The sequence below is a fragment of the Xanthomonas sp. NCPPB 3761 genome (genome assembly GCF_041475705.2).
Taxonomy (GTDB): domain Bacteria; phylum Pseudomonadota; class Gammaproteobacteria; order Xanthomonadales; family Xanthomonadaceae; genus Xanthomonas; species Xanthomonas phaseoli.
Window position 1 is genome coordinate 4,913,944 of record NZ_CM191262.1, and the last position, 24,599, is coordinate 4,938,542.

A 24,599-nucleotide genomic window follows, 5' to 3' on the forward strand; every position below is an offset into this window, starting at 1 on the left:
TGTGCCATTAGCCATGCCGGCGGCCGACGAACACGGCGCGGCTGGAGGGGTGTACTCTAGGCCGGCGCCACGGGCGTTGCGCACGTCTCTCAGTCCTGAGGACAGGCCAAATCCGCCCTCGGAAAGACTCTGCGAGCGATGGAGTCGGGTTGCGTTCTCGTAGTCTGCCTCCGTATACGGGCGTGCACTAGAACTGGAAGCGCCATTCAAAGCGGACAAATCAGGCATAGAACACCTCATACCGAAATAGTTTTCGCGACGCCCGTGTACCGCGCTTGATGGATAGGCGGCACCCGAGCGTCGGCGCTTATCGCTAAAAGCGAAATCAAAAAGCGGCCAGTCGCCGTAGCTCAGGCGCGAAGGTTGCCCGCGACCTGCGCCGCAACGGAATTGATGTTATTGATCAACTGACTGGTGATGTTATGCATTTCCTGCGCGATGGCACGGCTTTGACGCGCGCTTTCCTCGTGCAGCGATGCGTCGCTGCGCGCTACTTCCTGCTGGTTCTGATCCACCGTCTGATGCGCATGCTCATTGCTCTGCTCCATCTGCCCGACGCCATCAACCATCTTCGCGCTGACATCGCCGCCCGTGCGCCACAAGTCGGCCTTCGCATAGTCGCGTCCCCAGGTGCGCATATTCAGCGAATGTTGCCCGGAAAGATCCGCCGCACGTGATTCGGACGCCATTGCCGTCTCGCCCATGCGCGACAGGTGGTTCGCGGGCGCGCGAACGCGGTCTTCCTCGAGGCGCAGCGTGTGACGATTGGCGCCGCTTTCGACGGTGATCGTGTCGACCTCGGAAGCACGAACGGCTTCGGCGGAGCGCGTCGCGCGATTGATCAGACTATCGCGCTCATGCGAATCCTGAGCGTTTTGCGAATTCACCTTGAGCGACGCGTGCTCCTTGTTCAACGCGCGAACTCGGACGACGGTACCCGTCACCTGCATGCCGACATTCAGTGCGGATGCCCCGACCGCCGACGCCAATGCATCGTTGCCGGCGGCGATCTGCGAATCCGACTGCATGATCGCCGCCTTCGACGCGATTGTCGTCATCTCGCTCTGGAGTTGCCTATCCGCGATCTGCGCTTTTTGCCATTCGGCACTCATCATCAACAACACGTCAATCTTTGCGTCGTCCATCAGGAAACCTGACGGCCGGTCATCGCTCGCCCCCGCCTCCTTCGTGGCAGACTCGGCCAGCACGCCGATAAAAGCGTTGCCGATCACATCGGTTCCATTTACAAGCGGCTGCGCGATCGAGGCCATTTCGGCTGGCGCGAACAGCTGTTCCGCGCCGGTGCGCGGCGTCATCAGTTGTGGGACGGTCTGCGCGGTTGTCGCACCGGCCGACGCGGTGGTCGTCGCGTCAAGCGCTGGCATTTGCGCGAGAACACGCGCCGGTTGATCCAGCGCTGCGCCTTGCAACGCGGCCGCGGCGGTAGCGTCCGCAGCTCGGGTTTGCGCGGTTTCGATGCGATAAAATTCCAGGCGGTTCGCGCCTTCAGACCCGATATTGATCGTCATAGTCATAGCTCCGTACTGTTATCTTTGCAATTGAAAGCTTGCTGGTAAGGTTCTGGTTTCAGCTTTGTGTTCTGGCTCAAACGGCACGCGCGTTGTTCAGCACGAACGTATCGGCGGCCGTTTCGCTCTTCAACGCATCGGACATCGCATTGCCAAGCGAAGTCATGGCGGACAGGCTATTGGAAACGGTCGTTGCCAACTCCTGCAGCAGTTGGGTAATCACCTTCTTATCCGCGAGCGCTCGCGTGACCGCCGCCTGCATCACCGAAGCATCCCTGATATTCGCTGCCGCGATGGTGTTCATGGCGGCCTCCGTTCCCGATAGCGCGGCTTGGCCCATCGCCAGCCCCGCCTCGCCGCGCTTCGCGACCGCGCGAATCTGCCCTTCCTCCAGGCCATCGAGGCCGACCTGCGCTCGCATCTCGGCGAGAAGCGTCTTTGCCCGCGAAGCCATCGACGTCACGCCGGTGTCGTCGGCCAGTTTCACCATGACGTCCTTCACGCTGCGAACCACTGCGGACTCCATGACCTCGGCCAGTTCCTTCGCGGTCGACTCTGCCACCACAGACGCAATTTTTCCGGCCACGCTGCCGATCGCCACGACGCCCGTCACCATCACAGCAGCCACGGCGACGCCCGCGACCACCGCACCGGCGATCTCCGCCTTTTCTTTGGACACGCCGCACTCCTCCAGCGCCGACGCGACTTTCTTGCTCAACCACTCCATCATCGGCTTGACCGCGTGATCCATGACCGGTTTCATGGCCTCGTCAACGAACGACGTGCCGGTTACGGCCTTGCAGATTGCATCGGCCGCCATCAGCGCAAGACCCGCCGCCGCGATCAACAGACTGGCGCCGCCCGTGAAAATCGCCAGACCCACGCCGATGATGGTCAGCGCCCATCCGCCAATCTTTGAGATCTCGCCGACCATATCCTGCAAATGCTTCGCTTCTGCGAGCTTGGCTGCGTAGTCGTCGGACGCCTTCTGCAACGTAGCCTGCCGCGCCGCCGAAAGCTCGTTAAGCATCTTTCTCTGACTGTCCAGCGCGTCGATATCGCTGTCCGACATGAGCTTTTGGAGCTTCGCCAAGGCCATCGTTAGGAGTGCGGTTCCGGTCAGAAGATGCGTGACGTCGATACCGAGCGACTCCGGTGTGGACGGCAGCGCTTTCGCGGCTACGCCGCAGGTAATTTCGTTGCGCGCGGCTTCGGCGAGCGCCACTGCCGCCGCATTCAGCTTCGCGGGCGTCGGCGCGCCTCGCTCGCAGTCATCCACCGCCGTCTGCGCGTGTCCGACCGACACCGAGAAGACAGAGACCGCTTCCGCGTGAGCCTGCACCTTCTCCGCTAGCGACGCCTCCCAACAGTCCACATTACCGCTGATCCGCTTCAACGTCGAGGAGATGTCCGCATCGTCGATGCCCGTCGACCTGACGATCTCAGCGAGGGACTCCACCTGTTCCGCATCCCATGCGACACCGGCGCGCGGCGCTTTCAACTGCGGCACCGCAAGCGAAGCAGCCACCGTTGCAGATTTCTGCGTCGATTGGAAAGATGTTTGTCCGAATGGCTGGACGACGCGCTCTTCAAAACTCGCCATTTTCATGGACGCGATTACATCATAATCCGGAATATAAAGAGCACGGTCTGCTATGGCGGTCATTGTTCGATCAATCAAAACTACCTCCTTCCGAAAATTTATCGGGTTGATGCCCATTTAGGGCGACTAACAAAACTTAGCAGGCAGTCGTCAGGCAGTGTGGACGGCGCGCAGGAGCTGGGGTGTACGTAATGGCCATGAGGGCTCCGAGCAACGGCCGCGCTCGCCTGGCGGCTAGGGAAGCTCTGAACAAGTATTTCGCGAGCTTACGATCGAGAGCCGGGGCAATTGCCATCTCGCGCAAGTGCTTGATTTCAAGCACTGGACATCGCCACGATCAATCGAAATTCCCAATTTTCTCGCAGTCCAGGGCGTTGTTCAGAGCTTCCAAAGGTAATAATTTTGTCAGTTCTCTTGCTCCGAAGACGCCGTTGCGGCATGCTGCAAACCCTTGTCCATCACGTCGAGACAAGCCTTCGCGGCATCCCTCAATACGGGTATGTCGGCGCGCTCCAGCACGACCTCGAAGCTCTGCCGCGCGACCGAGCGGTTTCCCAGGCACAGATGGCACTGCGCCGAGTGAAAGACCGGCCGCAAGTCATCTTTTGTCAGCGAAATCGCAATCGCGTAATACTCGATGGCCTTCTGATATTCGCCGCGCAGCTGATACACCGCCGCCAATCCCATCGGGTACTCCGCGCAGCGAAAGTCGTACATGAACAGGAAGCGGAAAAATGATTCCGCTTCCTTCAATTTCCCCTGCTGGTAGAAACGATAGGCATAGGCATAAACCCCTTCCATTGCCGCATCCGTCACGCCGTGTAGGTCCTTCATCGTCGCGCCTTTCTGAATGGCCGCGAAGACCGATCGATTCAAACGGTCCAATTCCTCTGTGTCGACGTTTGTTTCCTTTTGTTGTATGTCGCTCATAACATGTATCTCCGATGCTCACTGCACGTAAGCAGCGGCCCGTTTCAATAGTAGGTGGGCGGGTTTTGTCGAACTATCAAAAAACGTTCACATCCGCACTGACGAATGGCGCCATCCAGCCGGCATGGGGACGCGGTGTTGACACTTCTCTTCCGGCCCCGCCGCGCGGACCGTGCGCGGCTACACGGACGACGGATCGTCTTCTACGGCGTCGGCTTGCGGAGCGCCGGCCTCCTCCACCTGCCGCAACCACACCAGAATCCGGATGATCGGTTCCAGATCGTCGGGCGAAACGAATTGGTAGCGTTGCGTCCGCGCAAAAATACCCCTTGCCAACGGGATATCCCGTAAGACCGGTACGCCGCATTTCACCGCATAATCGATGACTTGGCGTGCCCGCGCATCAACTTCCCGCACCGACACCATCGGTAACGGTGCGATTCTTAAATCGGCGTAAATACCGACCGCGACATGGGTAGGATTGGCGAGGATGAAAGTCGAGCCCTTGACGTTCTCTTTGACCTTTTCGCTCAGCCCCTCGCGGGACAACTGCCGCTGCTTCGATTTGACTTCCGGGTTTCCTTGGCTTTGCTTGATCTCCTGCTTTACTTCGTGCTTCGCCATTTTCAGTCCACGTATGTAGAGAAAATGCTCGGTCAGGCAATCGAGCACGAGCACTGGCACCGCCATGGCGATCAGATACAGACCGAGACACCGGGAAAGATGCCCCAGTTCGAAGCACAGCGCGGATTCCGGCATGCGCGTCGTCATGAATAGCTCGCGGTAATTGTTGCGCGTAAAAATAGCCGCGCCTGCAACGGTGATGACGATATAGAGCAAGGTCTTGACAAGGTCTTTCACCACGCGGATATTGAAGAGCTTCTTCACGCCATTCGCCGGATTCAATGCATCAAAGTTGAACCTGATCGCATCGAACGCGAGCGTGAACCGGCTCTGGATCAATGCCGGCACCATCGTCGCCACCGCGCAGATGGCAGTGAAGGCGGCAATGCCCTCCATCATCATCCATCCCAGCGCGTTCACATAGGCGAACGGGGCGGGAAGATCCTTGGCTTGCGCGGCGCTGCCGAACCATTTGAAGAGGCCGGCGATACGGTCGAGATCAAACACGAACGGAATCGTGCCGCCTCCCACGATAAGCAGCAGCATCGTGCCGATGTCCGCCGCCTTGAGCGACTGCCCCTTCTTTTCCGAATCGGTGCGTTTCTTTTCGGTAGGCTTTTCAGTTTTCTCGCTCACTCAAGCACCCCGTGAAACGACCAGTCATGCACGAGGTGATAGATCCGCATCGGTACCACGGAAGAAAAATAGAAATACATGATGCCGTATGCGGCAAAGCTCTTGACAGTCAACGAAAGCGAGAACGCGTTCAATTGCTTGCAAAAGCGCGACAGGAACGCCAGCACGCCGTCTAGCAGCAGGAGTCCGATCGCCACCGGCGCCGAAAGACTGATTGCCGTCTGGAGCACGTGGTTGAGCAGCGTGGCCAGCCCGACGTAGCTGAAGTGCGGCATCTGGCCGAGCGGCACATCAGACAGGCTTCTCGAGAAAAACGACATTAGGACCATCAACCCGCCCTTTTGCAGGAAGACATTGGCAAACATCAGGTTCAGGAACGGCGCCATAACGGATGCCTCCACGCCGCTTGCCGGGTCGATCGAATCCGCGATCGTCGCGCCGCGCTGGTTGTCGATCAATTCACCGACAACCGTTGCGACCCAGAATGGGCTCGCGACGATCACGCCTATTACGATTCCGGTGATGGCCTCCACGCCGCACGAGCTGGCAAGCGCAACGCCGTCGGGTCCATTGACGCGGAACGGCACATATGGCTCGAGGCCGATCACGACGAAAAAAATGACGAGCTGCCGCGTCACTGGATTGACCACAACACGCGAACTGGCGATCGGGATAAACAGGAAAGTGGGAGCGATGCGCGCATAGAGCATCGACCAGAGCTCGAAATGATGAAAAATATAGCCGACCCACCAGCGCATCAACAGCATCAGCCTGCTCCGTTCAGGAATGCTAGCCGAAAGACTTCCCGCGCAAAATCCGTCACGACCATCGCCATCCAAGGCGAAAACAGCAGCAGACAGCCCAGCACGGCGATCAGCTTCACACCGAACGGTAGGGTCTGCTCCTGCAGCTGGGTGACGGTTTGAAACAGCCCCATCGCAATGCCGACGACGGTGGCGGTAATAATCGCCGGTGCGGAAAGCAGGAGCACGAGAATCACCACCTTGTCTACCGCGTAAATGAGTTTTCCCATACTCACCCCCCCGAGTGCATAGAAAGATACGGCTGCACCAGGTCCTTCGCCACGAGTGTCCAGCCATCGAGCGCGACGAAGAGAATCAGCTTGATCGGCACGGCGATCGTTACCGGGCTCATCATCATCATTCCGAGCGCCAGCAGCACATTCGATACGATCAGGTCCACAACGATGAATGGCAGATACAGATAAAAGCCGATGCGAAAGGCGTCGCGCAACTCGGTCAACCCATAGGCCGGCAACAACGCATACAGCGACGGTTGTTGCACTTGATGGACCACGCGCGGGTCGGCCGTGCGCTGGTCTGGTACGGCAGGCGTGCGCGGGACGCTGGACGGCGCTCTCTGGAAGAACTTCACCAGGTCCTTGTCCGCATACCGTGCCAGATACTGCCGGTACGGCGTCAGTACCGTTGTAAGGTAGGGGCCGACCTCGTCGATGGACGCGACCTGGTCGGTTTCCTGGAACGCGTGAAACGTCGACGTGAGGACAGGCTGCATGACGAAGGCCGTGAGCATCAGCGCGATGCTGTTCAGCACCAGATTACTGGGAACCTGTTGCACGCCGATCGCGTTGCGCAGCAACACGAGCACAACCGAAAATTTCAGGAAACACGTTCCCGATGCAAACACGAATGGGATCAGTGACGCGATTGCGATCAACGCGATCAGCGATAATTCGGGGTTATGCATTATCCCTTCGACTCCAGATGCATCGCAGCGATCTCTGCCGCGAGCGCGCCTTCCACTTCGACCAGTTCGGCCTCGCCGACCGGGCGACTGTTCGCGTAGATCAATAGCCGCACGCCCGGTTCGAGTGGCACGACGTCACCTGGACGCAGCGCCGATAGTTCAGCGACCGTGAGCACAAGCGGTTCAAATGCAAACGACAGCTTGATAGGCAGTTCGCCGACCCAAAGCGGGCTCGACTCATCGGGCGTCGGATTGTCGTCTATGGAACGCGCAACATGGGGGTCGCCCGGTGTCTGCGATGGTTGCGTCTGATGGCGGGAAGGCAGGTCAGTCACAATCAATACTCCTTGATCGAGTGATAATGGAAACGCAATGTGTGGCGACGCGCGAAGCAGAAGCGTCGGCGCGGTTATCTTCACGACATCGCCCGGGCGCAGCGAACGGATTACGTGCAACGGGATGCGGGTGCTGCCTATCGCGACGGTCGTCGTCACAGGGCAGGCCCACGAAAGGGCTGCTTCGTGATGAAGCGGCGCATCCCCGGCGAGATTGAGCGAGCCGTTAGCCTGCTTGAAGAAAAAACGCGCACCACGATGGACGACTTCGAGCATCATTCCGGCCGCACCCGGCACCGGCCCGACATCTTCGAGGCGCACTTCATCCCATCGACCGGCAGGGCCGGGAATGAAGTCCTGCCATCGCTCGCGATGCAGAATGGTGCGAAGCGTCGCATCGCAGAGCGCCTCCCATGCCCACTCGGCTGCGTCGGGATAACGCCACGCGATGCATGCGTCGGCGTCCACATATACCGACGTCGCGAACGCGCCGTGCCGTACCGAGAAGCACGCATGGCGCGCCCGCGTGGACGGACGTGAAATCGCGGCATCCACGCAAAGCGCGCGCATCGCCCAGACGTCGCGCAGCGGACTCAGCGTGCACACGCCATCCACTTTCCGCAAGCTGCGCCAGCTACGCGGAGCGCTCTTGACGGCCGAGCGAACGTGGCTTGTCACGGTGCCGCCCAGTTCGACATCGCTTGATATGCGGCTCATGCGGTAACGGCTCGGACCGGCGCAATGGTTAGATCAGCCAGTTCGCCCGGCGCGTCGTCTCGTGCCAATGCGCATGCGATTTTCCGTAGGGCCGCAGCGCTCACCTCATTGTTGCTCGCCGTAACGGCCACCATGAACCGTCCCGCGCGACCTGTCATATCGAAAGAGACACGGTCCTGCGTCAACTCGATCGAAGGTGCGCCGTGCCAACTGCGGAACGTATAATGCAAACGCCACGTCGCGACTTCGCCGTACGCTGGGACGCCATCCGCAGCCGGCTGCACGCGTGCCGGCGCAACACGCATCGACGGCGCATACACGGCAACGCCCTTCATGCGCAACGATGCGCCATGCGCAATGCTTTCCAACCTGTCTTCGCCCAAGCCGGAAGACGGTCGCAGCATCCGTATACGGCCGCTACGCGACTCGCGCCCGGTTCGTTGCCGTTGCGCGCCACGTTCTTCAATGTGCGCATCGGCCGCGGCTTCATCAGCCTGATCACCGATCAGGGCGTAACCGAAGCGATCGCTGGCCTCATCGGCCGTCTGTGCGCCGACGACAAGCCAGCTCATGGACCAGCAATATGTGGCGAAGCCCGCGTCATACAGCGCGGTCGTGCGCGCCGCGACAACACCGTGCGTGACGGACGCATTGCGGCCTTGCGGGTAGCCGTCATGCACCGGCCGTGACATCACCGCGGCATGACGTACAGCATGGTGGGGCTGCGCGCCCGGCATCACGTTCCACGACACGTTGTGCATGATGTTGCTCGTCGCGGGCGGCGCCATACGTTGCGGCTGCTGCCCGGTTTGGATGTTGCCTTCCTGCCGCGGTTCGCAAGGTACGCCGGGATGTGGGCCAGGATGTGCGCCATCGTGCTTCGATTGGACGGCGGATCCGCGTACTGCTTCTGCCTGCGCCGTGGTTAATGGCAGCGCTGGAAAATGCGTTCGTTCAACACAATCTATATGTGTATTGACATGGAATGCCGCGCACGGATGCCGCATCGCGCGATCGATTTCGCGCCTGTCGTCGTGCTCCTCGTCCACCGGCCATTCGTGCGCCGATGCAAGACGCGACAGTTGTTCAGGGAGCGCGTCGCGCTTTGCCGTTTCGCAACGCGCCGACGTAGCGGTATCCTCCGTGCACACCGGCGCGATGGTCATGGATCCGTTTTGCAGAAGCACCCTATTGGACATAGCTTTTCACTTCCAGAATGTCATCGATCTCGCTTCGCTCCAAGGCATTTCTCTCTGCGAGAGCCACCTTGCGCCGGAAGTCGACAATCTTTTCGCGCTTCTTTTCCGCGCGCAGCCTTGCACGCCCGGCATCGGCCATTTCATCGCCGACCACCGAGCGCTGCGCGACCAGGCTTTCCAGTTCCGCCCGCAGCATCGCGAGCGCATCGAGCGCCTGGGCCTGCCGCGCAAGAACCCGCGCATAATCCGCCTTCGAGTAATGCCCGGAATGAACGCATGCTTTCGCCTGCGCATGCTCCTTCCGGATCGATGCTTCCGTTTCTGTCACCGACGCATCGAGCATCGCATAGCGCGCCGCCGCGTCCCGATGGCGTCGCTCGGTTCGCAGGCGTCTGAGCGTCGCGGAGCGCGCCGCCTTGTCCAGCAAATCAGGTCGCTTCATGCAATAACCGGCTCGTTTCTGAAGGATCGGACCAGCGCGACTGGCACTGTGTCGAAAATTGGCGCATTTGCGCATAGCCATCTATGATCTGGTCGTTCTCCGCGTTCGTTCCGCGCTGGTATTCGCCCATGTCGATGTAGACCTGCAACTCCTGATATTTCGCAAGCCGCTTGCGAAATGCGGCCGCCATCATTTGTTGTTGCTGATCTGTGACGGCATTGAACAGACGGCTCGCACTTTTAAGGACATCGATGGCAGGATAGTGATGCGTCTCAGCCAAACCGCGCGAAAGATAGATGTGGCCGTCCAGCAAAGACCGGAACTCGTCCGCGACGATGTCCGCTTCCTCTTCGGATTCCAGAAGAACCGTATAAAACGCGGTAATGCTTCCAACGTGGGTCCGGCCTGCCCGTTCGATCAACTTTGGCAGACGGTCGAACACGGACAGCGGGAAGCCGCGTTTGACCGGAAGTTCGCCCGATGCCAGCGCAATGTCGCGCTCTGCCCGTGCATAACGCGTCAGCGAATCGAGATACACGACGACATGCATGCCCCGGTCGCGATAGAACTCCGCGGCGGCCATCGCGACTTTGGCCGCATTCGCCCGTTCTACCGCCGACTGGTCCGAGGTTGCGTACACAACGATCAACTGGCCGGCGCGCTCGCTGTGTCGCATGGTGTCGACGAATTCGCTGACCTCGCGCCCACGCTCGCCAATCAGCGCGACGATCGCCACATCGGCATCGATGCCACCGATCAGCATCGACAGCAACGAACTCTTGCCGGAGCCCGCCGCCGCGAAAATGCCGACGCGCTGCCCGATTGCGCACGTCAGCAAGCCGTCGATCGCGCGGATGCCGGTCCACAATGGCTCCGCGTGCGGATTGCGGTCGGCATAGCGCGGCCCCGCGACATCGAGGAGCATTTCCTGACGCGGGTCCTCGAACGGAGCGCCGTTCGCATTCGATACGCGCGGCGCGTCCGACTCCGCGCTGGCCCGCGCATCAAGCGGTTCCGAGAGCCGTTCAACGATCCTGCCGTTGGCGTCCAGTACCGTGCCCAGCATGTCGACCGACATGCATACCGTAGCCCGCCTGCCTGTTGGCCGGACGACGAAATCACGCCGGAAACCCTCTACTGGGTTGAGCGTGCTGAGCACGGTCGTATCGCCTGAGAGCGCGACGACCTGCGCCAGACCGATCGGCTCGTCCGAAAAAACACCTTGATGGACCGTGCAGATCTCGCCCACCGCGACATTTCGCAGGCGAACACGAAGGACCTGCCCCGAAATCACATCGAATCTGGCGGACTGCTGTGTCAGATCGAGCAGGCCCATTCCTAGTCACTCACGATCTGCAGCAGCGCGCGCGTTTCGTCGAAAAAATATTCGAGCGCGTCGCGAAAGCCCGGCATCGTCTGTGCGTCGACTGCAAGCTGGGCCTGAAGCGACAACGTGTCTTCATACCAGACAACGACCGGCCTGCACGGAGAAAAAAGAGGGCTTGGCGAACGCAGCAGGAATGTCGCCATGAACGCCGACGCGTGGGTCAGGACCACCTCCGTGATGGACGGCATCGGTGCGACGAAGCGCACGCCATCAACGCCGGTATCGATCCGGATTTCCGATCCATCGCGAAAATTGAAGCAGATCGGCAGATGCGGGTTCAGCGCGTCATCCACCTTGTCCGCACAACCCATATCCTGAAGTGCCTGCCTTACCAGGCTGACGATGTCTGTGTCTGTTCCCATTGCAATCCTTTAGATATTTCCGAGGACATCGAGTTCGACGTTATCGGACACTTCACCGAACGAAATAACCTGCAATCCCGGAAAGCGCGACTCGATCAGTGTTCGCGCGTAACGACGCACATCCATTGATGCGAGTAGCACGAAATCGCGGCGTATCGCGTGCAACTGGTTCAACGCAACGGTGATACGGTCCACGAGTTCGTTTGCGACGGCGGGCGTCAGATTGAGAAAGGTCCCCGCAGACGTATGCTTGATTCCCTGCCGCACTTTTTCCTCGAAGTCCGGCGTCAGCACCATGACCTTCACACGACCGTTTCGCGCGACGCGATGCGAGATATAACGGCTCAAAGCGATACGCACGTGCTCCGTGAGAACGATGCTATCTTTCTCGCGCGTTCCCCAGTTCGCCAGCGTCTCGAGAATCAGCTTCATGTTCCGGATCGCCACGCGCTCGGTCAGCAGGCGCCTCAATATCTCGCACAACTTCTGGACCGGCAGTTGGCGATAGACCTCCTTCAACAACTCCGGATAGCGGCCGTCCAGCGTATCGAGCAGGTTCTTTGTTTCCTGTATTCCAAAGAATTCGTTGCAATTGCGCAGCGCCACAGTAATGAACTGATCGTGCAACTCGTCGAGCGCGTCACGGAATGCGATGCCCATATCCTGCAATTGCGCTGGCTCCGCCATGACCCACTCGGCCGGCTCGCCGTCGCAATCGATGAGCCGCGAAACGTTCATGCCGAGGCCGAGCAGCAAGTCGGTGGCGCCCACCAGCCGCACGCCGTCGAATGCGATGTAAAGCACCGCCGCGTCCACATCGTTGATGCGAATCACCACACGGTGCCGCACATCATCGTCCGCGTCGCTGGCTGCCGCATCGTTAGCGGCGAAGCCCACGACGATGGTCGGCAGCGACAGCCCGACATCGGCGAACATCCTTGCGTGCAACGATGTGGCAAGATCCTGCGGCGAAAGTGTACGCGCGCAGGCATGCGGCAGAATCACGACCAACGGGTGGCCCGACAAGGCCGCGTCCGTGGCGCCGGCATCGGCTTGCGCGGTACTGGCGCCCGGCGCCTGAAGCGCGGATCCGCCTGCATCGGCATGTCTGTCCTCTGCCGGAGCCGACGCGCCGTCGCGCCACCGTCTCCAGCAAAAAAACCCGAGACTCGCCGATACGGTTAGAAACACCGGCAGCGGAAAACCCGGCAGCAATCCGATCAGCGCGGACAGACCCGACGAGATCAGCAATACAGGAGTGCTCGACAACAGTTCAGAGACGATGTCATGTCCGAGGTTCTGTTCGCTGCCCGCGATTCGCGTGACGAGAAAGCCGGCGCCCATCGAGATCAACAGTGCCGGAATCTGCCCGACCAGCGCATCGCCGACGCTCAGGATGGCGTACTTCGCCATAGATTCGGAAATGGACAGGTGTTCCTTGATCGTGCCGATCATGATGCCGCCGATCAGATTGACGAATATGATCAATATTCCGGCGATCGCGTCGCCCTTGATGAACTTCATCGCGCCGTCGAACGAGCCGTACAGTTGGCTTTCGCGCTCCAGCGCGCTGCGTCTTGCGCGCACGCTGTCTCCGTCGATTACGCCGGCGCGAAAGTCCGCGTCGATGCTCATCTGCTTTCCCGGCATCGCATCGAGCGAAAACCGCGCCGCCACTTCCGCCACGCGCTCCGCGCCTTTCGTGATCACGATGAACTGCGCTATGGTGACGATCGAGAAAATGACCAGTCCGACCACGATGTTCTGACCAATCACGAACTCGCCGAAGGTCTGAATGATCTGTCCCGCATGCCCGTACATCAGGATCAGCCGGCTCGAGCTGATCGAGAGCGCGAGCCGGAAAAGCGTGGTGAGCAGAACAAGCGCGGGAAAAGTCGAAAGGCTCAGCATATCCACGACATGCAGCGCGCTCATAAGCACCAGCATCGCTCCGATCATATTCACGGCAATCAGGAAATCGAGCAACACGGGCGGCAGCGGCATCACCAGCATGCCGATGATCATGATGATCAGGCACAGCACGAACAGTTCAGGTTTGCTCTGAACGATCGAGACAATACGGCGCCCGGTAAGGAGGTATGACATATCGGTATTTTTCGCGGGTCCCGCGCGTGTGGAAGGTCTGAACAACTATTTCGCGAGCTTACGATCGAGAGCCGGGGCAATTGCCATTTCGTGCAAGTGCTTAATTTCAAGCACTGGGAATCGCCACGATCAATCGAAATTCCCAATTTTCTTGCAGCCCAGGGAGTTGATCAGAGGTTCCTTAGCGATGCACGATGCGGAAACGGCACGGAGGCGGACACAAGACAGTCTCGTAATCAACCTGTTTCGCTAGAAACAGGGTGTGGTCAGGCCGAGAATGTCGGTAAGGACGGTTTCGCGGCAGGTGACGTCGGGGTACAGCGCCGCCGGCAACGCGGCAAACGCGCAATAGACGCGTTGGACGAATCGCTCCCGTGCGCTCGACGTGTCGGCCTGCGTGCACAGCGCACCCACCGCCAGCTTGACTTGGGACGGGTCGCGCATCATCGTCGTCAACAAGCCTGCGAGATGCTGTTCAAGCGGCGCGCGTGTTCCGCTGTTGGCGCTATCGTGCATGACCTGCACGAACAGATGCTCGGCGACCGTCATCATTCGCAGTAGATCGCATTGCGCGAACAGCGAAGAAAATACCGCCTGCTCGCAACTCGGATCCTGCGCCCGACGATCGGCGATCAGCGTTCCTCCGATGTACTGCGCGAGGCCGACACGCTGATCGTAGGCGAAGCGGCTGAGCCAGTCGTCGTATAGGTCCGGCAATGCGTCGGCGAAATCGAGAAAGTCCCTGTACATCCCGCGCATCATACGGGCGCAAAGGTTCAATCGCTCGCCAAAGCGCCGTGCGTGCGCCGCTGCATTGATGCCCGCCTTGATATGCCGCTCGTTACCGTCTTTAAAGACCCTCCCGATTGCCGAATCGAGCAACCCCGCTTCGCCGGAACCATCGAGGGCGCCTGCACCGTTTGCTCCGTCCGCCGCATTCGCGACCTCAGCTCCCTCGCCGCCCGCGGCTCCGACCATGCGCCGACGTGAGCGCAGCGCAAGGACCAGATCGCTGTCGTCGGGGAAAAGCCCGCGTGCCTGTCGCAGAAATTCCCGCAGGCTTTGATTACCCGACTTCATGGCTCGCGCAAGACTGTCCAGGCGGTTCTCGCGGTCCTCCTCGAGAATCAGCTCTGCCTCGTCCGAGACGCCCGGTCGCATGCGCTCGACGTCTTTGCGTCGCGCGCTTTGTGCAAGCATCATGCCGAAGTCTTCTTGCAGCGCGTAAAGCTGCACCTCCGGCGCGTCGACCGGCACTGCGGCCGCTTGTGCCGACGCGTTGGGGCGAGCGTCGTCGGCAGTCGTCCCGCTCGAGACGGCGCTGCCCAGCCGCGGCTCCGTTACCAGGCTATTAATGCCTTGCATCGTGCCCCTCCGTTGATTTTTCTTTCTGATCTCCCTCGGAGTCGCTTCCTACATGCTGGATATACTGTTGCAGCATCTGGCTGGTTTTTGCCATCTCGGAACGCTCGCTCATGAGATCTCCGGCCGGCAGCGTCTGCCCGTCCATCCAGCCATCCTCACGCATCAGCACGCGCGGCTGAATCAGGAACAGGCGGACCATATGTTCAGTGCGCGTCCTGTCCAGACGGAATAGCCGGCCCACCACGGGGATATTCCACAAGCCGGGGATGTAATACGTTGTACTTTCATGCTGATCGATCGTGCTGCCGCCCAGCAGCAGACTTTTGAATTTCGGCACCCGCGCCACGGTACTGATCTGGGTGTCGCTGACCACAGGAATGACCGGCGTGTTCTTCGCCGTGCTGGCGCTGTTTTGCGACCGGCCGTCTCGCACGGTCACGATCATTTCGACCTCCTGTCCGCCCTGCGTCAAACGAGGCAACACGCTGACCATCGTTCCGTATGTGAAATGCTCCAACGCGGCGGTGCGTTCGCCGACGAGCGGATAGTATTGGGTGTGGCTGTTATCGAAAATGGCCGGCAAATTTTCCTCCGTAAGCACGATAGGCCGCGATACGATATTTGCCTGTCCCTTTTCCGACAGTGCATTGACCGTCGCAAGGAAGGTAATGCTGTTGAGCGTAGTCGTTTGCGTGCCGTTCGCGCTCGCGGTGAAAGGTCCGTAGTTGGCCGAGGACTGCCAGTTGATACCGAGTTCGTTAAGCTTCTGACGATCGACATCGATGATCCACAACGACAGTTCGATCTGGCGCTTGGCGATGTCCACCGCGTGAATCGCGCGCTCCATCAGGTCGACATGCGCCCGCGGTCCATACAGCACAATACTATTGTCGTCAGGGTTCGGCACCATACGCACGTCCGAGACGGTTTCTCCTTTCATCGCCACCATCTGATCTCGGCCGGACATGTCGTCGGAGGACGATCCGTTCGCTGCGGCCTTTGCGTCACGCGCTTTCGACGACAGATTCAGTGCGTCGGTGAGCGCATCTTCCTGGGTGTCCGGCACGCTGGTCGCCGACGACGCGCGTTGCGGCTGCACGCCGCCCGACGAATCAAACAGCGCATGAATGATATCGGCCACACCGGGCACGCTCACCATTTCATCGCGGACCTGATAACGCCGATTGACGACGAACGTGTTGTGTAGCGGCACGACGCGCAGCACCATTGCCGGGTTAATCCGCATGTCCGGCTGTTGATCCAGATATTTCGCTGCGGTGACGACCAGACGCACGTATATCGGCGGCCCCGACACATAGAACACTGCCGCGTTGTCGTCGCCGACTAACGGATAGTGTTCGTCATAAAGACGCGACGATCGCAGAAACGACCGTACGTCGCTCAGGCGTTGATGGCTCATCTGCACGACGGAGCTCGTCACTTCGCTATCCCGGTACAGGTGGAGAGATCGCCCGTCGTCATATGTCATCAATCCCATCGTACGGACGAGTTTCGCCAGCGTTGCCATGGGCGATTCGAGATCGAACGTACCCGTGACAAACATCGCTCGCATCTTCGGACTGACGATCATCGGACGCCCGATCTTTCCCTGAATCGCATCGATCACGTCGCCCAAACTGATGTTGTTGGCGATGAATTGCGGCGGCACTGCAGCGGCCGCGGCAACGCCGATCAACGGCGGCTTTCCGGTTTGCTGCGAGTCAACTTGCTGCGCCTCCAGCGGCTCAGACCCGGTCGGCTGCAATCCGGCCTGCGCGGCATCTTGTGCTGACGCCGCGACGCACCACATACCGGTCAGAGCCACGACCATCGCCAGCACGATTCCATAACTGCGGCGTCGTGCAACCGACGCACACGCACCGACGATCATTGCAGGCACCCTGGGCGCGCGCCAAAATGAAACTTCATTTCCTGGGAAAAATGCGATGAAGATGCGAAGCCATGCTGATACGCCAGCTCGGTCAGCGATCCTGCTCCGGTCAACACATCGTGCAAAGCGCTCTGGGCGCGCCACTGCCTGAGACGGCGTTTCAGTCCGCCGCCAAAAATGCTTCGACATATCCGGCGAAAATGCGCAGTCGAAACGCCATAGCGGCTCGCGAGGCCGGCCACAGACGAGCGGCCGTCAAAGGAGCACAACAGGAAACGAACCAGTTGATAGGCTTCTTGCGCGCGGAGGAATTCGCGTAGCGGCTCGATGGAGCGGTCGCCATCAATGATGCGATCGCAAAACCAGCGTTCGAATGACGCAGCGTAATGCAGGTCGCGGGCGAATAATCGCAACGTACCACCCGCTTGACGTCGCCCGACCGGGATCGACTCACTGGCATTAGGGCCTTCCGATGCCTCCATAAACGCCAGCAGACTGGCGATTCGCACAACCGGCTCACCCCACTCTTCGCCATCGGCGTCGACACGCATCACCGCAAGGCGGTGTTTATTGACTATTACGTATCGTCTTATTTCGCTATTTAAAACCATTTAGGGAACCTCTGAACAACGCCCTGGACTGCGAGAAAATTGGGAATTTCGGTTGATCGTGGCGATTTCCAGAGCTTCAGACACGATCTGAGGCCCATAATTGTACGAATGGAGTCATTCAGGAGGAGTAGTCCCGCGCTGAATAAAGCATGGGCATTCGCCCATTTTAATGTCAGCCCATCCTCGATTAGCAATAAAGCGGTCATCAGTGTTGACGGCACCAGATCAATCATGTTTCGATTGTCATCGAAATGACGATTTGCAAAGGTATTTTTATTATTTTTGTCGGTGCGTTTTATGGCGGTCAATGATGGAACCCATTACGAGCTACGTATTTTATTTGGCCCAATGTTCGGGGTCGACCTGCTGCTTCCGAAACAGGAATCAGTCTTTGTTTTCGTCGGATCCGAAACAGCACAATCCGCGTCGCAATTTGCAACGAATGCGCTGACAATACCGAACCATAAATCAGGGATTAATTTCAGGATCAGTTTTGACACGCATGTAAACGATAGCGAAGCAGCGGATGAAGACGACTCACCGGCTGATATGGATGATATTGAGGTGTCGCCGCAAAGTTCGATGGCTCATAATCAGGACGTTACGGGTAACCCGCTCCGTTTCAACGTTGAATGGATCAATGGCAATGACGTCACCGTCGAGAGCGCCGTGCTCAACTCTGTATGCCAATTCGAGGACATCGCGTTTGCGGTACGGCTCAACGACACGCCATGGTCGGATGCCGTACGCCAGTTTCTGGTCAGGCCGGCGGACGCACTCGAAACAGCCGATGTGGCGGCAGATTTGCTCGTGCCTGCCGGCCACACGGGGCGGCGCACCCGTCGCTTCGCCGCTATGGCTTGCATTGCGGTGGCGTTGGTCGCGCTTTTTTCTGGATTATTGACCAGCTTCTTCGCCGATCGGGCGAGGCTGAATCAACTTGCCGCGGTGTTCGACAACGGGACCGCGAGGAACGAGTTGATCACGAAGGATGGTAAGGTGTACGTCATCGCGCGAACGCAAAGCGATCTAGAGTGGAACAAGCAGATCGCGCTGCGTTTTCCCGCTGCGCAACGACCGGTGGTGACTTCGGTAGACGATCTACGGGCGAAGTCGGAGCAGGTGCTGGATCAGCACAATGTGGATTATTTCACGATAATTTTCGACAAAGTGGACGAACCTGAACTGATTCTCGTTGTGCATAAAGGCGAGGACCAAGCAACATTCAACAAACGGATAGCCGAAGCGACGCGACTACTAAAGGGTGTATTGCCGTTTGCTAAAGGCTTGCACATACGGGAAAAGACGCTGGACACCATCACCGGAATAGCAGGTGCCGAGTTGACCCGCATTCCGGTTACCTACTCACGTATCGAATCCGGCGGCTATGTCACGTTTTTTATTACCGGTTACATCACCGATTACGCACTTTCTGCGGTGTCGGATCTTTTGAAAGGGTTTTCGCATGACTGGGGTCATCGAAAAGTCCGGTTCAGCCTTGCGTTAAAGACGACATGGCTGGACGGGAAATCGCGGCAGGTCGGCGAGGACGGCTACGTGCTGGTCGATCCGGACCATTGGTACTTCAACAACTTCAACAACTTCAACAACTTCAACAACTTCAACAACATGATGATAAGGGAAGTAAAATGACGATTGGCGTTTCGAACTCTGTTCTCCGCGATATTCCCGCCCACGCGTCCGATAGCGATTTCGGCGAAGGCCTCGATACCTTCATCGTCGATATCGCCAAAGGTTTCCACCTCGGCGTAACCAGCCTCGGTAGCGCGCTGGACGCAGCGCTGCAGGCGCTGCAGCAGAGCCCATCGGATCCAAGCGCGCTGGCCTCATATCAGGCGATCCTGTCTGAGTACACCATGTACCGAAACGCGCAATCGAGCGCAGTGAAGGCGATGAAGGATATCGACTCCGATATTGCCAGCAAGCTGCGGTAACCCATCACGTCGCGTCACGCGGTCGCGAAGGCCCATCCTATGTTCAATCTTGAAGGCGTTCTTCGATGCAAATTCTCTCCTCTGTTGCCTCGTCATTCTCGGCAACCGACCTTCACAACGAACAAAGTCTGGACGTAGCGTTGCAATCCGCCATGCGAAACCTGACCGACGACATGATTTCGGCGCGCCACCGGATCGACGCGTTCATGCAGACACCTGCCAATTATTCGAATCCTGCGGCACTCACTGCCTTTCAGGTGGAGTTAGCCAATTACACCGTCAACAATGCGGTTGTAAGCGGTGTCGTGAAACGCCTCACTGGTGGCGTCGAAACGTTAGTTAAAGGTTGATCCGCCGTGCGCGGTCTTTACAGGATGCTATTTCTCACGAGCGTGCTCGCGCTCTCCGGCTGCCACAACCGTTCACTACTATCCGGGCTTACCGAATCGCAGGTGAACGGTGTGGTGGCGGTGCTACAACGCCATGGCGTGACGGCGATAAAGAGTGGCGTGGGGAAAGGCGTTTTCGAAGTGAATGTTTCGCGCGCCGATTTCCCAGCGGCTGTCGATCTGGTGCGCCGTTACAACTTGCCGGAGCCGCCCGATCTGCAGATCAGTCAGGCGTTTCCCTCCGATAGTCTTATTTCCACACCGCTCGCGGAGCATTCACGCCTTATTTCTTATATTGAGCAACGGCTTTCCAGCAATCTGTCGGCGCTTGACCATGTTGTCAGAGCACGGGTCAATGTCAGTTATCCGCTTACTGAGGATGTCGACGGCCCGCAGCACATGCATGTCGCCGTACTGGTGGTCTATAGCGGCGAGCTCGACAAGGACACGCTGATCAGCGAGGTGAAGCGCTACGTCAAGAACAGCTTCGATCAGATCGACTATGACGATATCTCCGTGCTGGCCGAACAGAGCGCACCCACATTCCGCGCGATGCCGTCATCCGCCCCGCTGACTTCCGGTACCGCGGATTTGATGCATGTCGGCATGCGAGTCTCCGTGATCGTCGGCCTGCTCGCGCTGCTCGCCGCGGCGTGGCTTGGCGTGGCCTCGCGACCGTTCGCGATGCGCTGGTGGCGCGGGCGGCGCATCGATTCCGGACCTCGGCACGATCGCGGAGAACCACGCTCGCCCGGCGCGCAGCCGGCCGACGATCCGCCATCCGGATTAGCGGCCTTTCTTAAGCGTTTTCGTAGGTCTCGAGAGCGCGTTGAGCCCTTCATCAAATGACCGGTTTCGAATACCTGTTGAGGATCATGCTGGATCCCGACGACTACCTGCATCCGGAGCGTGTGCCGATGAAACCGGCGGGCTGGTGCGCGCTGCCCAAGGCAGCGAGGAACACGATCATCTTCGGCGCGTACGATTTGAAGACCACGTCGCCCGAGTCGATTCCGATCGATCCGTGTACGTTCATCCTGCTGCGTAGCTGGCGCGCGATCCCGGATCTTTGCTTTCTGCTGGGTCTCTTCAGTCAACGTGGAGAATGGTTGTCAACTGATCGATACCGACAGCTCGACGGACGCTGCAAACGCTTCATCGAATTGCCTCTGCCCCATCTCGCGGTCCCAGCATGCGCACGGGGTGAAGATGTCGATCCGGTGGTCTGCGGGCTCACTACGCTTCGGCTTCTGATTCCGACAATGCCACGCGTCATCGATGAGCGTCTCCGGCTGCTCTTTTCCTCACGTATCGAGGCCGCAACGTCCGCCCTCTCCGCGCAGGTGGTACGAGTGTCACCGGAAGATCGCGGCTGCTGGATCTCCATTACCCTTCTTTCAACGGCGGCACGCTATGCGCATTATCGTGCAAAAAGTTTATAGCAAAGCTCCCGATAGAGAGGCCCAGATCGTCTATCGGCGCGCGGCCCTGCATCGCGTCAACCGGCGGCATGCGCTGGAAAAGGCCGCGAGAAAAGCGGCCAGACAGATCGTCGAAGACGCCGCGCATCACGCGCACGCGCAGTATGAGCAGGCGCGCTTCGAAGGCTATCGTGACGGCATCGCGCTTTTCGTCGACGTACTGGTCGACGAAACCGTGCGTCTGTCGCAAACGTATGCGTCGCAGCTCGAGCAGGAACGCGGCGCGATCGCCCACGACGTTCAGAAGCTTTTCGAAGATTCGGAGACGGCAACGGCGTTGATCAAAGAGTACTTCGACACGCAGGATGCCGATTCCGATCGACCGGTCACCGTTCATCTCCCGCAATGGTGTCGGCTCAATCAGTGCGCCGTCGAGCATTTACAGGCAAACAGCGGAAGGCGCATAGCGCTCACGGCATCCCCTAATGATCAGTTCGTGATCAGCGATGGGCAGTTCTCCATTTCATTCACGCCATTTTCCGCTTCGACAGATGTCTGCATGCGCGCCGCGCACCGCAACCGTCAAGGCGTCCCGGACGCGACGGCGGATATCGTCGAAGCGCTGCTATCCCGCGTCCAGCAAACTAGGAGTTCCAATTCCACATGATGATCGATCCGCTCACGATCGCCACGTCTGTCGTGGCAAAAATTCAAGCCAACGCAACCCGTGAACCAGACCAGAATCTGCAGGCGGCGGCGAAAACGGCGGCGCTCGGTATGTCGCCGGATGCAATGGAAAAGTGGATGATGCAAATAATGATGAATGACATGAGCCAGCAGGACGACGATGCGCCCGATGCGAGCCCGACACTCAAGGCCGACCCCGACCTGTTCTGAGAACACCAGCAGCACCGGCGCTTTACGCGTCGCGTCCGGGTCGCACGCCGCGTGTCTGGCTGATGCGCGGCGTATCCGCGGTTGCATGCTCGGCATGGGTGAGCATGGGCCGGCCGATGGCGGGGGTGTAATGACCCACTGATTTCCTGCTCAGGTGTTACTTTCCCCGAAGGAGACACCGATGAGCGAAGTGATGGAAGAACAGATCAAGCGCTGGACCTCCCGGCGCAAGTTGGCGCTGGTGCTTGAGATCATCCAGGGCAAGACGACGGTAGCAGCGGCCAGCCGGCAGTTCGACCTGACCCCGGCCGAGATCGAGAACTGGGTTGAGGAGGGCAAGCGAGGCATGGAGAACGCCCTGCGGGCGAAGCCCGAGGACGTGCGCGAGCAGTACGAGCGGCAGCTGAAGGACTTGCAGGAGGCCTACGGCGAGGCGATGTTGGAGATCCGCGCCCGAAAAAAGCTGGCCTCCCTGCTGGGAAAGGACGAGAGCTGATGCTCTCGGGCCTGAAGGACGAAGGTATTTGGGTTCCGATGACCAAGTTGTGCCAATGGTTCGGTGTGGCACGTCGCACGGCGTACTACAAGCCGACCAGATCGCCAGCCAAAGTGAAGCCGGAGCTGGCCGAACCGATCAAGAAGATGATCGAGACGGAGCCGAGTTTCGGCTATCGCACGGTCGCTGCGCTGCTTGGCATGAACAAGAACACGGTGCAGCGGATCTTCCAGCTGAAGGGCTGGCAGGTGCGCAAGCGTGCCCTTGGCCAGCGCCCGCGCATTGAAGCCAAGGTCTCCCGCGCCCAGAAGCCGGATCAACGCTGGGCCACTGATCTCTGTCGCATTTGGGGCGGCAAGGATGGCTGGCTGAGTCTGGCGCTGGTGATCGATTGCAGCACGCGGCAACTGCTCGGCTGGCACCTGTCACGGACCGGTAAAGCCAGCACGGCATCTGCCGCACTGGAGCAGGCGCTCATCACGCGCTACGGCACGCTGGGCCGAGTGCAGGAGCCATTTCTGCTTCGCTCGGACAATGGTCTGGTGTTCACCAGCCGCGACTACACCCGACTGGTGCGAAGCTATGGGCTGACGCAGGAGTTCATCACCCCGCATTGCCCACAGCAGAACGGGATGGTGGAGCGTGTGATCCGGACCTTGAAGGAACAGTGCGCACACCGACATCCCTTGGAGAGCCACACCCACGCGCTGCGAGTGATTGCTGACTGGATCGCCTTCTACAACCAACAGCGCCCTCACCAGGCGCTGAAGATGATGACCCCGGACGCGGCCTATGCCGCTACATTAACCGCATGACCTGAGCAGAAACCGGTGGGTCATTACAGGGGTTGCTAGACCCAGGCGGCCCACGCATACGGCGTCGACGCGAAGCAGTTGTAGCTGATTGCCACGCGCGAATCGGGGTTGAACGCGACCGCGGCGAGCCTTATCCAGGACGGATCGTTCGATATCGGCATCATGCACGATGGCTTCCGCTTCTGCGGCGGTACGGGATCGACAGGCAGCGTCTCTTCGACCAGTGCACCAACGAATATGCCGATGTGCGGCGATGAATTCGTGCTGTCGTCCGGATTATCAAGCAGGCAGGTCGGCGAACCTGAAGCGGTGGATGCGGGTTCAGAATAAGGGTGTAACGACAACCTCCGTTTGGTTCATAAACGGAGGCAGTTCGGGTTTTGCGCCCTTCCGTTCAAGACGCGAAACATCGGATTCAACGACCGCCTCTGGCAGCAGCCATGGCGGTCGTTGCAACGGCCCGGCGTCTAGGGAACCTCTGAACAAAGCCCTGGACCGCGAGCAAATTGGGAATTTCGGTTGATCGTGGCGATTTCCAGTACTTGAAATCAAGCACTTGCACGAGATGGCAATTGCCCCGGCTCTCAATCGTAAGCTCGCGAAATAGTTGTTCAGAGCTTCCTTAAGCGATTTCAAGCGGTCAAATCCATTCGGGAAGAGCGATATCGTTCTTGGGTTCGTTTTTACCAGAGCGCTAAAGCGACCGTCACCGCGTTGGCTCGGGAACGGGAAGACATTGCCTACTTCTTACCTTACGACTTCCACGTGATCCCCGGTGGACAGGCGGGAGGGCTTGACGAACTAACGGTCGATGTCATTTTCGGCATACGTCTCTAAAATGTCTCTGGCGTTGTTGGTGGCCAGGGCAAGCGACCACTCAAGATGCACAGCGAAACCGGCGCATCATTACGCTATGAGCGCACGGATTCGGGTCAAGTCCTTTGCCTACTTTCACCAGGGCGTGCAGAGCGGACTCACTCCATCGTATCGATGGTGCTGCTCGAGCGCCTCCGCCACCCTGACTACCTCAACAAACGCACGTTGAGCCGGCACCTCGCTAGCTTGGCCGCCTACATGGCCGCAACCAGCTTAGATGGCTCTCCAACGCTCGGCCAACGTCTGCGCTACGGCATCATATACATCAAATGTCGTTACGCCACA

Annotated in this window: 26 protein-coding genes and 1 other RNA gene; 10 read left to right on the plus strand and 17 right to left on the minus strand. The window is 59.1% G+C overall.

Annotated features, from left to right (window positions below; translation table 11 throughout):
- Positions 1 to 350: 350 nt before the first annotated feature.
- From ACCQ00_RS21275 to ACCQ00_RS21355, 17 genes are all read right to left on the minus strand, one after another.
- The gene (locus ACCQ00_RS21275) at positions 351 to 1,529 is read right to left on the minus strand and encodes an IpaC/SipC family type III secretion system effector (RefSeq protein ID WP_039571070.1); all 1,179 of its coding nucleotides are present in this window, start codon (positions 1,527 to 1,529) and stop codon (positions 351 to 353) included.
- Between the two features lie 76 nt (positions 1,530 to 1,605).
- Positions 1,606 to 3,249 carry a type III secretion system translocon subunit SseC family protein gene (gene sctE, locus ACCQ00_RS21280; RefSeq protein ID WP_039571067.1) on the minus strand — a complete coding sequence of 548 codons (1,644 nt, stop codon included), beginning with the start codon at positions 3,247 to 3,249 and terminating at the stop codon, positions 1,606 to 1,608.
- Positions 3,250 to 3,256: 7 nt separating this feature from the next.
- Positions 3,257 to 3,331: non-coding RNA, sX9 sRNA (locus ACCQ00_RS21285), on the minus strand.
- Positions 3,332 to 3,537: 206 nt separating this feature from the next.
- Positions 3,538 to 4,062, minus strand: coding sequence for a SycD/LcrH family type III secretion system chaperone (locus ACCQ00_RS21290; RefSeq protein WP_046735985.1), 525 nt, complete (start codon positions 4,060 to 4,062; stop codon positions 3,538 to 3,540).
- 180 nt (positions 4,063 to 4,242) lie between these two features.
- Entirely contained in the window at positions 4,243 to 5,322 is a 1,080-nt protein-coding gene (locus ACCQ00_RS21295; protein ID WP_039571064.1) for an EscU/YscU/HrcU family type III secretion system export apparatus switch protein, read from the minus strand.
- Complete coding sequence (sctT, locus tag ACCQ00_RS21300) at positions 5,319 to 6,089, minus strand: type III secretion system export apparatus subunit SctT (RefSeq protein ID WP_052756675.1); 771 nt, start codon at positions 6,087 to 6,089, stop codon at positions 5,319 to 5,321. The genes ACCQ00_RS21295 and sctT overlap by 4 nt, the downstream gene beginning before the upstream one ends.
- Positions 6,089 to 6,355 carry a type III secretion system export apparatus subunit SctS gene (sctS, locus tag ACCQ00_RS21305; protein WP_039571061.1) on the minus strand — a complete coding sequence of 89 codons (267 nt, stop codon included), beginning with the start codon at positions 6,353 to 6,355 and terminating at the stop codon, positions 6,089 to 6,091. The genes sctT and sctS overlap by 1 nt, the downstream gene beginning before the upstream one ends.
- A 2-nt stretch (positions 6,356 to 6,357) precedes the next feature.
- A complete protein-coding gene (locus tag ACCQ00_RS21310) occupies positions 6,358 to 7,050 on the minus strand; it encodes an EscR/YscR/HrcR family type III secretion system export apparatus protein (protein WP_039571059.1) in 693 nt (230 codons plus the stop codon).
- Positions 7,050 to 8,102 (minus strand): FliM/FliN family flagellar motor switch protein, encoded by a 1,053-nt coding sequence (locus tag ACCQ00_RS21315; RefSeq protein WP_039571057.1) that lies wholly within the window; start codon positions 8,100 to 8,102, stop codon positions 7,050 to 7,052. Before ACCQ00_RS21315 ends, ACCQ00_RS21310 begins: the two co-directional genes overlap by 1 nt.
- Entirely contained in the window at positions 8,099 to 9,268 is a 1,170-nt protein-coding gene (locus tag ACCQ00_RS21320) for a hypothetical protein (protein WP_052759834.1), read from the minus strand. Before ACCQ00_RS21320 ends, ACCQ00_RS21315 begins: the two co-directional genes overlap by 4 nt.
- 22 nt (positions 9,269 to 9,290) lie before the next feature.
- A complete protein-coding gene (locus ACCQ00_RS21325) occupies positions 9,291 to 9,743 on the minus strand; it encodes a hypothetical protein (protein ID WP_127446625.1) in 453 nt (150 codons plus the stop codon).
- Positions 9,730 to 11,079, minus strand: coding sequence for a FliI/YscN family ATPase (locus ACCQ00_RS21330; protein ID WP_039571046.1), 1,350 nt, complete (start codon positions 11,077 to 11,079; stop codon positions 9,730 to 9,732). The genes ACCQ00_RS21325 and ACCQ00_RS21330 overlap by 14 nt, the downstream gene beginning before the upstream one ends.
- A 2-nt stretch (positions 11,080 to 11,081) precedes the next feature.
- Complete coding sequence (locus ACCQ00_RS21335; RefSeq protein ID WP_127446626.1) at positions 11,082 to 11,492, minus strand: type III secretion system chaperone family protein; 411 nt, start codon at positions 11,490 to 11,492, stop codon at positions 11,082 to 11,084.
- Between the two features lie 9 nt (positions 11,493 to 11,501).
- On the minus strand, positions 11,502 to 13,598 hold the full coding sequence (locus tag ACCQ00_RS21340) for an EscV/YscV/HrcV family type III secretion system export apparatus protein (protein ID WP_039571041.1): 2,097 nt from the start codon (positions 13,596 to 13,598) through the stop codon (positions 11,502 to 11,504).
- Between the two features lie 249 nt (positions 13,599 to 13,847).
- Positions 13,848 to 14,963: an HrpJ domain-containing protein gene (locus ACCQ00_RS21345; protein ID WP_039583605.1), complete on the minus strand. Its 1,116-nt coding sequence runs from the start codon at positions 14,961 to 14,963 to the stop codon at positions 13,848 to 13,850.
- Positions 14,950 to 16,854 (minus strand): type III secretion system outer membrane ring subunit SctC, encoded by a 1,905-nt coding sequence (gene sctC / locus ACCQ00_RS21350; protein WP_372354029.1) that lies wholly within the window; start codon positions 16,852 to 16,854, stop codon positions 14,950 to 14,952. The genes ACCQ00_RS21345 and sctC overlap by 14 nt, the downstream gene beginning before the upstream one ends.
- Positions 16,851 to 17,465 (minus strand): helix-turn-helix domain-containing protein, encoded by a 615-nt coding sequence (locus tag ACCQ00_RS21355; protein ID WP_080949125.1) that lies wholly within the window; start codon positions 17,463 to 17,465, stop codon positions 16,851 to 16,853. Before ACCQ00_RS21355 ends, sctC begins: the two co-directional genes overlap by 4 nt.
- A gap of 297 nt (positions 17,466 to 17,762) precedes the next feature.
- On the opposite strand from ACCQ00_RS21355, the gene ACCQ00_RS21360 reads away from it, so the two are divergent.
- From ACCQ00_RS21360 to ACCQ00_RS21405, 10 genes are all read left to right on the plus strand, one after another.
- Complete coding sequence (locus ACCQ00_RS21360; RefSeq protein WP_082331124.1) at positions 17,763 to 19,118, plus strand: PrgH/EprH family type III secretion apparatus protein; 1,356 nt, start codon at positions 17,763 to 17,765, stop codon at positions 19,116 to 19,118.
- Positions 19,115 to 19,420: a type III secretion system needle filament subunit SctF gene (gene sctF, locus ACCQ00_RS21365; RefSeq protein ID WP_080950357.1), complete on the plus strand. Its 306-nt coding sequence runs from the start codon at positions 19,115 to 19,117 to the stop codon at positions 19,418 to 19,420. The genes ACCQ00_RS21360 and sctF overlap by 4 nt, the downstream gene beginning before the upstream one ends.
- Before the next feature lie 65 nt (positions 19,421 to 19,485).
- Positions 19,486 to 19,770: a type III secretion system inner rod subunit SctI gene (sctI, locus tag ACCQ00_RS21370; protein ID WP_039571032.1), complete on the plus strand. Its 285-nt coding sequence runs from the start codon at positions 19,486 to 19,488 to the stop codon at positions 19,768 to 19,770.
- Positions 19,771 to 19,776: 6 nt separating this feature from the next.
- The gene (gene sctJ, locus ACCQ00_RS21375; protein WP_146001367.1) at positions 19,777 to 20,658 is read left to right on the plus strand and encodes a type III secretion system inner membrane ring lipoprotein SctJ; all 882 of its coding nucleotides are present in this window, start codon (positions 19,777 to 19,779) and stop codon (positions 20,656 to 20,658) included.
- A complete protein-coding gene (locus ACCQ00_RS21380; protein WP_080949130.1) occupies positions 20,655 to 21,251 on the plus strand; it encodes an OrgA/MxiK family T3SS sorting platform protein in 597 nt (198 codons plus the stop codon). Before sctJ ends, ACCQ00_RS21380 begins: the two co-directional genes overlap by 4 nt.
- Positions 21,223 to 21,897, plus strand: a complete 675-nt coding sequence (locus ACCQ00_RS21385; RefSeq protein ID WP_039571029.1) for a hypothetical protein — start codon at positions 21,223 to 21,225, stop codon at positions 21,895 to 21,897. The genes ACCQ00_RS21380 and ACCQ00_RS21385 overlap by 29 nt, the downstream gene beginning before the upstream one ends.
- A complete protein-coding gene (locus ACCQ00_RS21390; protein WP_039571027.1) occupies positions 21,894 to 22,127 on the plus strand; it encodes a hypothetical protein in 234 nt (77 codons plus the stop codon). Before ACCQ00_RS21385 ends, ACCQ00_RS21390 begins: the two co-directional genes overlap by 4 nt.
- 181 nt (positions 22,128 to 22,308) lie before the next feature.
- Positions 22,309 to 22,623: a DUF1153 domain-containing protein gene (locus ACCQ00_RS21395; protein WP_039571026.1), complete on the plus strand. Its 315-nt coding sequence runs from the start codon at positions 22,309 to 22,311 to the stop codon at positions 22,621 to 22,623.
- Positions 22,623 to 23,438 (plus strand): IS3 family transposase, encoded by an 816-nt coding sequence (locus ACCQ00_RS21400; RefSeq protein ID WP_039571024.1) that lies wholly within the window; start codon positions 22,623 to 22,625, stop codon positions 23,436 to 23,438. The genes ACCQ00_RS21395 and ACCQ00_RS21400 overlap by 1 nt, the downstream gene beginning before the upstream one ends.
- Before the next feature lie 108 nt (positions 23,439 to 23,546).
- Positions 23,547 to 23,768 carry a hypothetical protein gene (locus tag ACCQ00_RS21405; RefSeq protein ID WP_127446629.1) on the plus strand — a complete coding sequence of 74 codons (222 nt, stop codon included), beginning with the start codon at positions 23,547 to 23,549 and terminating at the stop codon, positions 23,766 to 23,768.
- Positions 23,769 to 24,599: the final 831 nt, after the last annotated feature.